The 14,362-nt window shown below is 36.1% G+C and carries 13 protein-coding genes; all 13 read right to left on the bottom strand.

What is annotated here, in order from left to right:
• Nucleotides 1-795 (bottom strand): pyrroline-5-carboxylate reductase, encoded by a 795-nt coding sequence (gene proC, locus VOI54_RS01315; protein ID WP_326280922.1) that lies wholly within the window; start codon nt 793-795, stop codon nt 1-3.
• Nucleotides 796-985: 190 nt separating this feature from the next.
• The gene (argC, locus tag VOI54_RS01320; protein ID WP_326280923.1) at nt 986-1,963 is read right to left on the bottom strand and encodes an N-acetyl-gamma-glutamyl-phosphate reductase; all 978 of its coding nucleotides are present in this window, start codon (nt 1,961-1,963) and stop codon (nt 986-988) included.
• Nucleotides 1,963-3,141 (bottom strand): argininosuccinate synthase, encoded by a 1,179-nt coding sequence (locus VOI54_RS01325; RefSeq protein WP_326280924.1) that lies wholly within the window; start codon nt 3,139-3,141, stop codon nt 1,963-1,965. Before VOI54_RS01325 ends, argC begins: the two co-directional genes overlap by 1 nt.
• A 40-nt stretch (nt 3,142-3,181) precedes the next feature.
• The gene (locus tag VOI54_RS01330; protein WP_326280925.1) at nt 3,182-3,799 is read right to left on the bottom strand and encodes a GNAT family N-acetyltransferase; all 618 of its coding nucleotides are present in this window, start codon (nt 3,797-3,799) and stop codon (nt 3,182-3,184) included.
• A gap of 679 nt (nt 3,800-4,478) precedes the next feature.
• Nucleotides 4,479-5,291 (bottom strand): 3-keto-disaccharide hydrolase, encoded by an 813-nt coding sequence (locus tag VOI54_RS01335; RefSeq protein WP_442809352.1) that lies wholly within the window; start codon nt 5,289-5,291, stop codon nt 4,479-4,481.
• A gap of 3 nt (nt 5,292-5,294) precedes the next feature.
• Nucleotides 5,295-6,059, bottom strand: a complete 765-nt coding sequence (locus VOI54_RS01340) for a 3-keto-disaccharide hydrolase (protein WP_326280926.1) — start codon at nt 6,057-6,059, stop codon at nt 5,295-5,297.
• A gap of 24 nt (nt 6,060-6,083) precedes the next feature.
• The gene (locus VOI54_RS01345) at nt 6,084-6,788 is read right to left on the bottom strand and encodes a gluconate 2-dehydrogenase subunit 3 family protein (protein WP_326280927.1); all 705 of its coding nucleotides are present in this window, start codon (nt 6,786-6,788) and stop codon (nt 6,084-6,086) included.
• Between the two features lie 11 nt (nt 6,789-6,799).
• Nucleotides 6,800-8,518, bottom strand: a complete 1,719-nt coding sequence (locus VOI54_RS01350) for a GMC family oxidoreductase (protein ID WP_326280928.1) — start codon at nt 8,516-8,518, stop codon at nt 6,800-6,802.
• 12 nt (nt 8,519-8,530) lie between these two features.
• On the bottom strand, nt 8,531-9,586 hold the full coding sequence (locus VOI54_RS01355) for a sugar phosphate isomerase/epimerase family protein (protein WP_326280929.1): 1,056 nt from the start codon (nt 9,584-9,586) through the stop codon (nt 8,531-8,533).
• Between the two features lie 39 nt (nt 9,587-9,625).
• Nucleotides 9,626-10,771 (bottom strand): Gfo/Idh/MocA family protein, encoded by a 1,146-nt coding sequence (locus VOI54_RS01360; RefSeq protein WP_326280930.1) that lies wholly within the window; start codon nt 10,769-10,771, stop codon nt 9,626-9,628.
• Nucleotides 10,772-10,805: 34 nt separating this feature from the next.
• Entirely contained in the window at nt 10,806-12,014 is a 1,209-nt protein-coding gene (locus VOI54_RS01365) for an MFS transporter (protein ID WP_326280931.1), read from the bottom strand.
• 23 nt (nt 12,015-12,037) lie between these two features.
• Nucleotides 12,038-12,997, bottom strand: a complete 960-nt coding sequence (locus tag VOI54_RS01370; protein ID WP_326280932.1) for a sugar phosphate isomerase/epimerase family protein — start codon at nt 12,995-12,997, stop codon at nt 12,038-12,040.
• A 210-nt stretch (nt 12,998-13,207) separates the two neighbouring features.
• Complete coding sequence (locus VOI54_RS01375) at nt 13,208-14,251, bottom strand: AraC family transcriptional regulator (RefSeq protein ID WP_326280933.1); 1,044 nt, start codon at nt 14,249-14,251, stop codon at nt 13,208-13,210.
• Nucleotides 14,252-14,362: the final 111 nt, after the last annotated feature.

The raw sequence follows: 14,362 nt of genomic DNA on the forward strand, positions 1-14,362 counted from the left end.
TTAATTCTTTTTTAAATGATTAATTTTTTCAAAAGAGGCGTTAATCCCCTTAATCAGAGATGAACTTAATCCCTGGTGTTCCATTTCGTTAAGCCCTTCTATAGTGCATCCACTTGGTGTGGTAACACGATCTATTTCTTCTTCCGGGTGTCTACCGGATTCTATAAGTAAACTTGCTGCTCCAAAACAGGTTTGTAATGCTAACTGATGAGCCTCATGCGCTTCAAAACCTAATTGAATAGCGCCTTGAGTAGTTGCTCTTACCAAACGCATCCAAAACGCTATACCACTTGCACAAATCACTGTAGCTGCCTGTACTTGCTCTTCAGGAATAACCAAAGTAGTTCCCAGTTGATTAAATATTTCCTGAGCCAAAGCTACGCGTTCTTGTGCTTTTTCATTAGCCGCAATACAGGTCATAGATTTACCAATAGAAATAGCTGTATTGGGCATCACCCGAATAATATTCTTATCAGCACCAATAATACCTTCTATTCTTGAAATTGCAACACCAGCTGCAACCGAAATAATCGTATGCTTTTCGGTTATTAACGATTTTACACTTTCTAATACCTTATTTATGTGTTTAGGCTGAAGTGCAAAAATAACCATCTCAGACTGTGCTACTGCCAAAAGATTATCGTTAGTTACTACTACATTTTCAACAGTACTAAAGGCATTAACATTTGAAGTATTCTTATCACTTAAATACAATGATGTAAACGACTGATTCCCTATAAGCCCTTTTGCTATAGAGCTTCCTAAATTTCCTGTTCCAATAATGGCTATTTTCATATTTTTTATTTTTTTGCGCCTGATTGTCGGCAGGCAGATTACCTCAAGGGTTGCGCTTTTCTCTATATCTTTTACGTCATTCCATGGACAATCTTAAATTATTCAGAGCCTCTTTATTTATGATAAAAAGGATGCTGCTACAATCGCTAACGCAAACAGTTACATCTTATTCAACTTCATTAATTTTTATTTAAAAGTACGTTGCCTTTAACTGCAATCCTGTTGTTTCTTCTAAACCAAACATCAAATTCATATTTTGAATGGCTTGTCCGGAAGCGCCTTTTAAAAGATTATCTATAATACTAGTGATCAACAATTTACCATTATACTTATGCAAATGAATTAAACACTTGCTAGTATTCACCACTTGTTTTAAATGCAAGGCGTCATCAGAAACAAACGTAAATTTTGCATCCTTGTAATAATTCTTGTATATATCTTTTGCCTCCTCAACCGTTCCTTCAAAATCTGTATAGGCCGTTGCAAAAATACCTCTTGAAAAGTTTCCTCTATTAGGCATGAACAGGATATCTGAAGAAAAATCATGTTGTAACTGCTTTACTGATTGATTAATCTCTCCTAGATGTTGATGTGTAAAAGGTTTATAGTATGAAAAATTATTGTCTCTCCATGTATAATGCGTAGTGGCGGACAATGATGTTCCTGCTCCCGTGGCTCCGGTTACTGCATTAATATGAATATCATCACCAAGTAAATTTTTATTTGCCAACGGTAAAAGTGCTAGCTGAATAGCTGTTGCAAAACATCCCGGATTTGCCAAATAATTTGCTTGTTTAACCGCTTCTTTTTGTAATTCAGGCAAACCATACACAAAGGTTTTTCCGTTAAAAACCTTATCTTTCTCTAATCTAAAATCATTTCCCAAATCAATAATCTTAGTCTTATCAGAAAACGTGTTAGCTTCTAAAAATTTCACTGAATTCCCATGACCTAAACATAAAAACAAGACATCTATATTAGGATTTACCTTATCTGTAAATTTCAAATTTAAAGATCCCGTCAAATCCTGATGTACCTTGCTAATTTGATTTCCTGCATTACTTGTACTATACACAAAATTAATTTCGGCTTTGGGGTGGTTAATCAATAACCTGATTAATTCTCCTGCAGTATAACCTGCCCCTCCTATTATTCCAACTTGTATCATTACTTTGAGTTTACTTGTTGATATATTTTATTTTGATTCCCCAGAATTTTAATAAACCCCTTGGCGTCATCAGAGGTCCATGCTTTATTTTCTTCTCCATAACTTCCAAACTTAGCACTCATTAAATCATGCTTAGAGCTTATGCCATCTAATGAAAAATGATATGGTCTTAGGGTAACAAACACATCTCCGGTTACCTTATTCTGGCTATTCTGTAAAAAGGCTTCAATATCTCGCATTACAGGATCTAAGTACTGTCCTTCATGTAAGTGCATCCCATAAAAACTTGATAAATATTCCTTATGTTGCAATTGCCATTTGGTCAGTGTATGCTTCTCTAATAAATGATGAGCCTTAATTGTTATTAATGCCGCTGAGGCTTCAAAGCCTACACGCCCCTTTATACCTACTATAGTATCACCAACATGAATATCTCTTCCTATGGCATAAACAGATGCTAAATTATTTAATACTTCAATATTTATTTCCGGATCATTTTCTATACCATTAACAGCAACTAACTCACCCTTATTGAAAGTTAATTTCACTTTTTCATCTTCGGCGTGTTTTAACTGAGAAGGGTAGGCTTCATCCGGCAATGGTTTTTCAGAAGTTAAGGTTTCTGCACCTCCAACACTTGTTCCCCAAAGCCCTTTATTGATAGAGTACTTAGCTTTTTCCCAAGACATATCAATACCATTTGCCTTCAAATAATCTATTTCTTCCTGTCTTGTTAATTTTTCATCTCTAATTGGTGTGATGATTTTAATCTCCGGAGCCAATGTTTGAAAAATCATATCGAAACGCACCTGATCGTTTCCTGCTCCTGTGCTTCCGTGAGCAATATATTCTGCTCCTATGCTTTTAGCATATTCCACAATTTCAATAGCTTGAATAATTCGTTCGGCACTAACAGATAGCGGGTAACTATTATTTTTCAATACGTTCCCAAAGATTAAATATTTAACCACTTTTTGATAAAACGTGGCTACGGCATCAATATTTTTGTACGTTGTAACGCCCATTTTATAGGCATTGTTTTCTATATGTCCTATTTCATCTTTGGTAAATCCTCCAGTATTTACACTTACTGCATGAACTTCATATGTTTTCGATAAACTTACAGCGCAATAAGATGTATCCAATCCGCCGCTATATGCTATTACTAATTTTTTCATTGTAATTTTATTTATGGGTTTCGACCATGCGAAATTTTTGTTATTCTTTTTTTTCTTTTTTCAAATACAAGGCTTGCTTGATTCGTTTTAATCTCATAAACACCTTTTCCTTTATTGGCTTTACCTCTTCACTTTTGGCCTTAGGATCAAACAACATACCTGTACAAAGGCACATTTTTCTATTTGTACGTGTTAAGACATCATAGTTTTTACAGGTTTGACAACCATCCCAAAACGTTTGATCATCAGTAAGCTCTGAAAACGGCACCGGTTTATAACCTAAATCACTATTCATTTTCATAACAGCAGGCCCTGTAGTTATACTAAAAACCTTAGCATCCGGAAATTTACTTCTGGAATGTGCAAAAACTTTATGCTTAATTTTCTTAGCAAGGCCTCTGCCTCTAAAATCAGGATGAACTATTAAACCGGAGTTAGCAACAAACTTACCATGTCCCCATCTTTCAATATAGCAAAAACCGGCAAACTTTCCCTCTTCAATAGCAATAACAGCATTGCCATTTTCCATTTTTGATGCAATATATTCCGGGGTACGTTTAGCAATACCTGTCCCTCTAACCTGTGCAGATTCTGCAATGGTTTCGCAAATGGCTTCAGCGTACTTTATATGTGATTTATCGGCTATTACAACCTTCATTTCCTTGTTTGTATTGAATGTCAATTATTTTATTTTCTTAAAAGCTGAACTGGACTCACCTAGCTCAAAAAAACTAAACATACCCTTACGGGCGACGAGGAAAATTACGGCGCATATAATAATTGTTAATTATTGAATTAACTTGATTTTGAAATGCTATGGAAAAAAATTTGGACAACTTGAAAAAATTAAAATTACGTTAAGGTTATTCTACTAATATTTAGAGCATTAGAAGCGGCGGCGACAGCGCACGGGTAAACCGGGTGTAGTACAACGTATTTTATTTTTTAGATTTTTCATGATGTAAAACTATAATTTTATTTCATAAACGCCTAATAATGATTTAGTTTTTAACAAAAATTACAGATATCTCTCTTTTTCTAGCTTTTTATTTCAAAAAAATCAGTTTTACTTATATTTTATTGAAAGTTAAAAATCGGAGCCATTAAGCATTATACCCTACCGGCTTCTAATGACTATTCATTAGATTTAATAAAAATAAGATTGTCTCTTAAATTCTCAACCAAACTCAGTCTGGTTGTTATACAGAAAGTTTCTTGCAGATACTTTTAACAGGCGAAGGAAAGCTATTAGGAATACGGCGACCTATTCTACACCTCGCCTCAATAATGTTATAATGCCAACACATTCAAATGACTTTATATCACAACCCAGCCTATCAATCCAATTCTCTAACCCAAATATTCCTGTAACTTACAGCATCACCGTGATCTTGTAGTTTTATTGGGGCTTTTCCATGGGGTGGGTTTTTGGGCCAACCAATATACGCTGTGGTTCCCTTTATCTCATAATGATCCTGAACCAACACACCATTATGAAGTACTGTAATTGTGGCCGACTTTGTTTTTTCTCCTTTATCATTAAACTGGGGTGCATGATAAATAATATCATACGTATTCCATTCTCCGGTTGGAACCGATGCCATTGCCAATGGAATAGATTGCTTATAAATAGAAGCCACTTGCCCATTTACATAAGTTTCATTGTTATTGTTATCTAATACCTGAACCTCGTACCGTCCTTGAAGAAAAACACCACTATTACCTCTTTGCTGTCCCTTACCTTTTATTTTTTCAGGAGACTTCCATTCAATATGCAATTGTACACTACCAAACACCCTTTTGGTTTGAATAGTAGCATTTATTTTACTTCCTCCTTTACTAACAGTCATACTTTCATCCTTAGCATTTAGACCCCATAGAACATCTCCAGAATCTTCAGCTCTTTCCCACTCCTTAAAACCTGTCCCATCAAATAAAATTACAGCGTCACTAGGAACTCCTTTTTGCCCGGTTGGATTTACAATGGGAGGTACCGGTCCATAAAATTCTGTTTCCTCCGGTTTTACAGGTTCTTCCAAACCTTCAAAAATATTATTTTCAATTGCTTTTTGAACACTACTTTCTTGTGCTTTACACATAAAAGATAACAATCCAAACCAAACAATTCCAACAACTCTAATAGTCTTCAAATTCTATAACTTTTTAATTTTAATATTTCTATACCACACTTTGTCACTATGATCCTGAAGACCAATATGCCCGGTCTTATATTTTCCAAACCCTTTCCAGTTTTTAAATTTAGACTGAGCTACCAAAGCGTCCCATTCTTCTCCATGAACCGGAAACTCTGTTATTAAAACTCCGTTTAATGTAACACTACCGGAATTTGATTTATGATCCACCTTAATTATATATTCGTTCCATTCTCCTGCCGGTTTACAGGCATCTTGTGTAGGCTGCACCAAATCATATAATGCTCCTGCCTGATGGTATCTAGGATTTACTTTTGCATCTGGATGCCTCTCATTGTCCAGAACTTGAATTTCAGGGCCTGTCTCATATGGTTTCGGAAAGGCTTCATCTTCAAAAATTCCCCAAAAAACACCGCTATTACCTCCTTCAGAAATCTTCCATTCCAACGATAAAATAAAACTGCTGAATTTTTCTTTTGTTATAATATTCTTTTCCCCTTCTTTTCCTGGCGTGAAAGCCATAGCCCCTTCTTCAATTGTCCATTCAGGATACACTCTATCTGACAAATATCCACGCCAGTTATTAAAAGATGATCCATCAAAAAGAGTAATCCATTCTTCTTCTGAGTGTTTTGTATGAGTTTCAACTTCTCCTTTTTCAATGAGTGTGTTTTTATTTTTATGTGCTTTACAAGAAACTACTATAAGCAATGCCAGCAATACATAAACTAATGATCTTGTATATGGTATTTTTAAATCTTTCATAAACCTTATTATTAATATCTTATATTAACTAATTAAATTTCCTTTATCATCCCATTTAGCTACATCTCCTCTATTAGAATTATTAATACACTTAGCTAACCATTCTTCTTCGTATTTAAACCCATGTTTACTAAGAATATGCTCGGGCACACCGTCCCATACATTTGGCGTATTACCTTTATACCCCAATTCTTCAATGCCTTTTTTTGATGTATAATACCCTGTAAGTGTTAAATTACGCATTCTGGTAAAAAATGCTTCTCCCTGGATCAATTCCGGTTTAGTTTCCTCCGGATATGCTATTTGATCACAGATATGAAGCTGTTCCTCTTCGGTACAGACAACAAATTCTTTATTATATATTTTATTGCTAAAACCATCTAACCACATAATACCACCTCTAAGTGGTATTTGGTGCGCTTCCATATCTCTAACTATAAAATCTATAAACTCTTTTACATCAGTATCAGAAGCTGAATTGTACTGGTTACTTTTTGGAAGTATAATATCACATAGAACAGCTATAGTTAAGAGTTCATGTTCATTAAAAAAACTTGTCTCAAATAATTTCTGATCTCTTAACTTCTCCTTGTCAGTTCGTCCATATTGAGGTAAATCCGGAGTTTGAGGCAAGCTAGCTGTTGGTTCTGAAGGGTTACAGCCATGAAAAGTAATGCCTGTAGCTACAGAGCCTAACAATATCGATTTAATACTATCACGCCTATTCATCTCTTTAATTACTAAATATTTTGTTTCTTTAATTCACTTACAATATAATCGCATGTACGCCATGACAGCGCTAATATAGTCCATGTTGGATTTTTATCTGCTTGCGACACAAAAGGACCTGCATCTACAATAAACACATTTTCAACATCATGTAATTGTTGATACTTATTTGTGACCGATTTTTTAGGATCATCCCCCATTCGGGTTGTCCCTACTTCATGTATAATCCTACCCGGAGTTAACAATCCATAGTCTTCATCTTCAGTAGGTTTATTTCCTATAGCATGACCACCCATGCCATCAATAATATCTTCAAATGTATCGTGCATATGTTTAGCTTGCAGCTTTTCATACTTACTCCATTTATATTGAAATCTCAAAACAGGAATACCCCATTCATCTACAGCATCCGGATCAATCTCACAATAATTACTTTCTGAAGCAATACTTTCTCCTCTTCCGCTAAAACCTAGAATTGAACCATAAAACTTCTTAACATCATTCCTTAATGCATCTCCATAACCCCCTACTTTTTCTCCTATGAATTTATTTAATTTATCAATTCCAAATCCAAACCCATATGAAGGCATACTTAAACCTCCCCATACTTCAATATGGTACCCCCTGGGGAAATCCAATTTCTTATTATTACCCCACCAGGGCGAATAGACATGCATGCCTCCCACACCATCTTCGTTATATAGTTCCCTATCCATTAAAGCCGGAACAAATGCTGCGCGGTCTGAACCTGTAGAATCATGAAGATACCTACCAACCAGTCCACTACTATTTCCTAAGCCATCCTTGTGTACTTTACTTTTAGAATTTAATAATATTCGTGCTGTACTACATGCCGAAGCAGCCAAAACAATAACTTTAGCATTTAGTTTATATTCTTTTCTATCTTTCTTATTAATAAAAATAACCCCTGTTGCCTTTCCGGATTCATCTGTAACAACTTCTCTAACCATAGAATCTGTATACAACTTAATCTGACCACCAGATTTTTGAGCTGGAAAAATTAAACATGACCCCGAAGAAAAGTCAGCATAAGCACTACATGACCTGCTACACTGTCCACAATAAAAACATACCCCTCTATTCTCATTAATAGGTTTTGTTAGTATTGATAGTCGTGAAGGGTATACCGGAACATTTGCTTTTCGGGCTCCTTTTATATAATACATCTCATGCAACCTTGGTTTTGGTGCCGGCAAAAAGAAACCATCAGGATCATTAGGGAGGTTTTCATTACTTCCAAAAACTCCAATAAGTTTATCTACCTTATCATAATAAGGTTTAACATCTTCATATGTTATAGGCCAATCATCACCTAAGCCATCAATGCTTTTTCTTTTAAAATCCAGTGGACCAAACCTAAGCGATATACGCCCCCAATGATTTGTTCTTCCCCCTAACATTCTGGAGCGAAACCAATCAAATTTAGTTCCGTTCTTTTTTGTATAGGGTTCCCCTTCAATTTCCCAACCGCCATAAGCAGCATCAAAATCTCCAAAGGGCCTGGTAGAACTAGCTCCTCTTCTTGGGGACTCATAAGGCCAACGCAACTGTGTTCTGGTTTCCGGATCTGCCGGATCAAAAAAAGGACCCGCCTCAATAACTGCAATATTTAAGCCTGCTTCAGAAAGGATTTTAGTGGCCATACCTCCACCTGCACCAGAGCCAACAATAATGGCATCAAAAGTTTCGGGAGATTCTTTGATTTGCATGATTAATATTATTTATGTTAATCCTAATATAGCATTTAATTGAGCTTTATCTGTTTCCCCTCCTGCAAAATCATCAAAACTTCGTTCAGCAGCTTCAATAATATGTTTTTGAATAAATGGAGCTCCTTCTCTAGCCCCTTGTTCTGAAGATTTTATACAACACTCCCATTCCATAACAGCCCAAACATCAAGTCCATACTTGGTCAGTTTTGAAAATATTCCATTAAAATCCACCTGCCCATCTCCCAACGACCTGAATCTACCGGCTCGATCTGCCCAATTTGAATACCCTCCGTAAACGCCTTGCTTACCTGTTGCATTAAACTCTGCATCTTTGACATGAAACGACTTAATACGTTCATGGTAATAATCAATAAAGGTTAAATAGTCCAATTGTTGTAGAACAAAATGACTAGGATCATATAGTATATTAGCACGTTTATGATTACCTGTAGCTTCTAAAAATCGTTCAAAGGAAACACCATCATGCAAATCTTCTCCCGGGTGAAGCTCATAACACACATCAACACCATGTTCATCAAAATGGTTCAAAATTGGCATCCATCTTTTTGCTAATTCTTCAAAACCCAATTCCACAAGTCCGTTTGGGCGTTGAGGCCATGGGTAGATTGTATGCCACAGTAATGCTCCTGAAAAAGAGGCATGTGATTTTAGCCCTAATTTCCCACTGGCCGTTCCTGACTTTTTAACAAAATCTACAGCCCATTCTGTTCTTGCCTTTGGATTATTTCTAACATGTTCCGGAGCAAAACTATCAAACATAGCATCATATGCCGGGTGCACAGCTACAAGCTGCCCCTGTAAATGTGTAGATAGTTCTGTAATTTCCAAACCATACGAATTAACTTTACCTTTTAACTCATCACAATAGGTTTGGCTTTCGGCTGCTTTTTCCACATCTATTAAGCGCGGCTCCCAGGTGGGAATCTGAATACCTTTATACCCTAAGTCCGATGCCCATTTACACATTCCATCTAAACTATTGAACGGTGCTTCATTACCTACAAATTGTGCTAAAAAAACGGCAGGGCCTTTTATTGTTTTCATCTGTTGATCTTGATATTTATTTTATTATTTTGTTAATGGCTATACTATTGTCCAGGCAGAATTGTTTTTATCACTTTCTACAGCTGCATAAATAAACTGCATTCCTCTCAAGCCATCTTCTATAGTTGGATAATCTGGCTCTTCTAAAGTTTTCCCATTATTTACAGCAGTAACATGCGTTGCAAAATTTTTGTAAATTGTAGCAAACGCTTCTAGGTATCCCTCCGGATGTCCTGCCGGAATCCTTGAAACTTTAAGCGCCTCTTCATGCAATCCAATACCATTTGGAGTATATATTTTTTTTGGCTCATCTAACCAGCGTGTTATTAATTCATTGGGGTTTTCCTGATACCACTCCAAACTACCTTTTTCTCCATAGACTTTAATACCTAAATTATTTTCTTCTCCTAAAGCAATTTGTGAAATTGAAATACTTCCTTTAGCACCATTTTCCATTCTAATTAACATATTTCCATCATCATCTAAAATGCGCCCTTCTCCAAAAACACCCAAGTCTGCAGCAATTTCACTGATCTTTAAGCCTGTGATATATTCAATTAAGTTCTCAGCATGAGTACCAATATCCCCCAAGGCTCCTCCGATCCCTGAACGTTTTGGATCTATTCTCCAGGCCGCTTGTTTTTGTCCCGTTTTTTCTAACGATGTAGACAACCAACCTTGAAGATATTGTGCCTGAATTTTTCTGATTTCCCCAAGTTGTCCTTTAGCAATCATAGCCTTAGCCTGTTTTACCATGGAGTTACCCGTGTAATTATGAGTAAGCGCAAATAGCTTCCCACTTTGCTTTATAATAGACTGAAGGGATTCCGCCTCCTCTAATGTTAGGGTTACCGGCTTATCACAAACCACATGAAACCCATGCTCCAAGGCCATTTTTGCCGGCGGAAAGTGCATATGATTTGGTGTTACTATAGCTACAAAATCCATTCTTACATCTTCTGGTAATTCTTTTTCTCTAAGAATCATTTCTTCATACGTACCGTAGCATCTGCTTTCATCTAAATTTAAATCTTTACCTGAGGCTATTGACTTTTCGGCACTACTACTAAATGCACCACAAACCAAATCTATCATCCCATCAATTGATGCTGCCCTTCTATGTACATCTCCAATGAATGACCCGACGCCTCCGCCTACCATTCCCATTCTTAATTTTCTTGACATAGTCTATTTTATATGTTTTGCTTTTAAAAAATATTTAAACTCTTTTAGCCTCTAATTTTTTACGTTGTGTAAACAGAATACCAAACAGCACAATTAAAACAATTGGAAAAATGGCAATGTTACTCAAAGCTTCTTGTCCTGCCATTAATTCCGCCTGTTCAACAGATGCTCCTGCTTCCAGAGCTGTAGCTTTAGCTTTATCTAACCAAGAGCCTATAACCGGTTGCCAAATACTGGTTGCAAACATTCCCGCCCCTCCTATCAAAGACATCCCTAATGCACCCGTTTTTGGGGTGTATTCACTAACAAATCCAATCATAGTAGGCCAGAAATAACAAACACCGATGGCAAATAAAATAGCTGCAACATATACCATTCCACCAGTAGCAGTACTCATTAAATAAATAGCTATAGCAGAAATTATAGCCGATGCAAATAATACTCCCGGAGGATTCAACTTGTGTATAACTGGTCCCGCAAAATAGCGCCCCACAGCCATTAGACCGGTTACCATAGCCAGTATTAACATTGGACTAGCTCCGGAATTTCCAAGAATTTTCTCAACCCATTGCTGAGTACCTAACTCTGTTGTAGCAGTAAGTGTCATACAAACTACCATGAAAATGAATAATGGCGACAATAAACTCTTTAAATTCACTTTAGTATCGGATACAATATTTTCGCTTTTTGGAAATTTCTGACCAAAAAACAAGAACCCATAAATTAAGGTTGGTATTAACATGCTTGCAATTTGTAATTGCCATCCCATTTCCAGATCGGTCATAAATTTAGACACTAAAGCCCCAATCACAATACCTCCGGGAAACCATACATGAAATTTATTCAACATGGTTGTACGGTTATCAGTATACATATCTGCTATCAACGGATTACAAGCTGCTTCAACAGATCCGTTTGCAAAACCAATAAAGAATGTTGAGATTAATAATGTCCAGAAGCCTCCGGCAAAAACAGTTAATAAAATCCCCAATAAATGAGATACAAATGCAATGATCATAAGTTTTCGGGCTCCAAGAGAATTATACAAAAGCCCTCCAAAAATAGTAGCCATTGGAAAACCTAGAAAGGCCATACTGTTTACCCATCCCAACTCCGTATCTGACAATGCAAAATCCGCACCTAATTGCCCCAAAATACCTGCTCTAATAGCAAAGGTCATTGCTGTTACAATCAAAGAGACACACGAAGCCAAAAACAATCTGTTCTTATTAATCTGTTCCATACTATATATTTTAGTTAATTCTTTTATGAAAGTTGCTTACCAACTTTAATTAATAAATCTCTTGTAAGCTCAATACCTTTATCTTCGGAGACTTTACTTCCCTCAAACTCAATACCAACAAAGCCTTTATACCCTACATTCTTTACCATTTTCATAACACGATGATAATCTATCGTTGTCTCATCTCCATTAGTATCAAAATCATATGATTTTGCACTTACAGCTTTAGCAAAAGGCAATAGCTCTTGCATCCCTTTATATTTATCATAAGACTCCAAACATTCTCCTTTACCGCGTTTTATACAAAAATTCCCAAAATCTGGCAATGTACCACAGTTCTCATTTTTAATTTGAGAAAACACCTGAGTCATCCACTCTCCATCAGAAGAAAAACCACCATGGTTTTCAACCAGAACATTAATATTTGAGCCTTTTGCAAAATCTGATAATTTGGTTAATGATTCTACACCAGCTTTAACAGCATCATCTTTATCCACGCCTCCTGCCAAATTAACCCTAATAGCATGACACCCTAAAAAGTGGGCTGCTTCAACCCATTTATAATGATTTTCTACTGCCTTTATTCTTTTACTGTTATCTGCATTTGCCAATCCGCCTTCGCCATCAATCATAATAAGTACATTTTGCTGCCCTTCAGCGTTTGCTCTGGATTTCATTTCTTTTAAATAAGCCATATCCTTTGCCTTATCTTTAAAGAAGCCACTCACATATTCCACCCCTTCACAACCAAAGCCTCTTGATTTTGCTGCAAAATCAAGGTTATCCATTTCCCCGGAACGCAGCGCCCTGTGTAAAGACCATTGCGCTAATGATATTTTAAAAAATAAGGAGTTCAAATCGTCTCCTTTTACATCTTGCATCATTTGATCTGTCTTTTTTGAATTTTTACAAGCATAAACACCTAAAGCTGAAAGCGCTAAACTTGTCTGGGAAGTTTTAATAATAAAATCTCTACGTTTCATCTGTTCAAATTTTTATTGTCTTTATTAGGCCAAACCTGTCTGTTGGCATGTGCAATTCACCAATAATTATTTTGACTGTATCAGCTCAATTATTACGGCTCATTTCACACCAATAAATCATTAGTTAATAATGGCAAACACGTGAAATTATAGAAAAAAAGCTGACTAAATGTTTATTTTTATTCAGTGAAAGAATTTAAACACTTAAAATCACACTTCAGAATACGCACTAATATTTTCTTTTACACAAAAACGCATCCTGTATTCATTAGGCGAACATTTTTCATGCTTCTTAAAAACGGTAGAAAAATATTGACTTGTAGTAAACCCGCACATATACGCTACTTCACTAACCGTAAGATCATGATTATTTTGAAGAATCCTCTTTGACATTTCTAAACGACGCATGGTCAAATAACGCATTGGTGTTAAATTTGTTAACCGTTTACAATGGTGCGTAAAACGTGTCAATCCAACCCCGGCGGATTGCGCCATTAACTCAATAGTCCAGCTCTCAGATAATTTTTTTTCCAGCTCCTTTAAAAAATACTTCACACTTCTTGAGCTATCCGTTAAAGATTCATTCAACACAATATTTTCGGTATTCAACAAATCCAAAATAAGGATCAACAAATAATTAACAAGCAGTCTTATCCTGGAAGCATTACTTCCATTTTCATCAGTATTAACAGCTACATTAATACGCTTAAAACAGTCCCTGACACGTTGATCCGTTTTTAAAATAGATTTTTTATTTTGCCTTAAGATTGTGGTCAATCTCGATAAGTCCTTTTTAGTCAGGGTTATCCAATCTGGCCACACCCATTCCTGATGAGGCCTTCTTACTCCCAAGTCTATGATAACCCAATAAAATTTTCCCATCCCAATATAAGGATTACCAACTTTGTGCGCCTCCCATGGCCTGGTTATAGTTAGATGGTTTGGTGTAAGCAAAACCTCCTTATCTTCTTGAGAATACGGCATAGTACCTGACTCTAAAAAATGAAACTCAATACCTTCATTCCTATGCCAATCCAAACCCCAATCCTGAGGTTCATTAGCATCCCAATATCCAATACTATTCAACCCAAGCGTATCCTCATCCAATCGATCACCCGGATATGTATGACGCGCTAAAGCCTTAAACTTTAATTTTTTCCGCTCTAGAGCATCAATTAAAGGCAGACAGGTGTCTGCATGATAAACCACTCCTTCAGCCTCATAAGGCTCTATTTCCTGTATGTTTATTTTCACTGAAATAATTTAAACACTTATAAGCCGCAAAATAGCTATTTTTCCGATTAATTTAAAAATATTTAGAATTTTATATGTTTTTAACAAATTTAAACCCTAAGTATTATTAAA

This window comes from Alterotamlana spongicola (genome assembly GCF_035818475.1).
Lineage (GTDB): Bacteria > Bacteroidota > Bacteroidia > Flavobacteriales > Flavobacteriaceae > Cognatitamlana.

Coding starts and splice junctions, on each gene's coding strand:
- VOI54_RS01325 (WP_326280924.1), bottom strand. CDS start 3,141: ATGAAAAAATTAGTAATAGCATATAGCGGCGGATTGGATACATCTTAT.
- proC (WP_326280922.1), bottom strand. CDS start 795: ATGAAAATAGCCATTATTGGAACAGGAAATTTAGGAAGCTCTATAGCA.
- VOI54_RS01350 (WP_326280928.1), bottom strand. CDS start 8,518: ATGCAAATCAAAGAATCTCCCGAAACTTTTGATGCCATTATTGTTGGC.
- VOI54_RS01355 (WP_326280929.1), bottom strand. CDS start 9,586: ATGAAAACAATAAAAGGCCCTGCCGTTTTTTTAGCACAATTTGTAGGT.
- VOI54_RS01360 (WP_326280930.1), bottom strand. CDS start 10,771: ATGTCAAGAAAATTAAGAATGGGAATGGTAGGCGGAGGCGTCGGGTCA.
- argC (WP_326280923.1), bottom strand. CDS start 1,963: ATGATACAAGTTGGAATAATAGGAGGGGCAGGTTATACTGCAGGAGAA.
- VOI54_RS01340 (WP_326280926.1), bottom strand. CDS start 6,059: ATGAAAGATTTAAAAATACCATATACAAGATCATTAGTTTATGTATTG.
- VOI54_RS01345 (WP_326280927.1), bottom strand. CDS start 6,788: ATGAATAGGCGTGATAGTATTAAATCGATATTGTTAGGCTCTGTAGCT.
- VOI54_RS01330 (WP_326280925.1), bottom strand. CDS start 3,799: ATGAAGGTTGTAATAGCCGATAAATCACATATAAAGTACGCTGAAGCC.
- VOI54_RS01365 (WP_326280931.1), bottom strand. CDS start 12,014: ATGGAACAGATTAATAAGAACAGATTGTTTTTGGCTTCGTGTGTCTCT.
- VOI54_RS01370 (WP_326280932.1), bottom strand. CDS start 12,997: ATGAAACGTAGAGATTTTATTATTAAAACTTCCCAGACAAGTTTAGCG.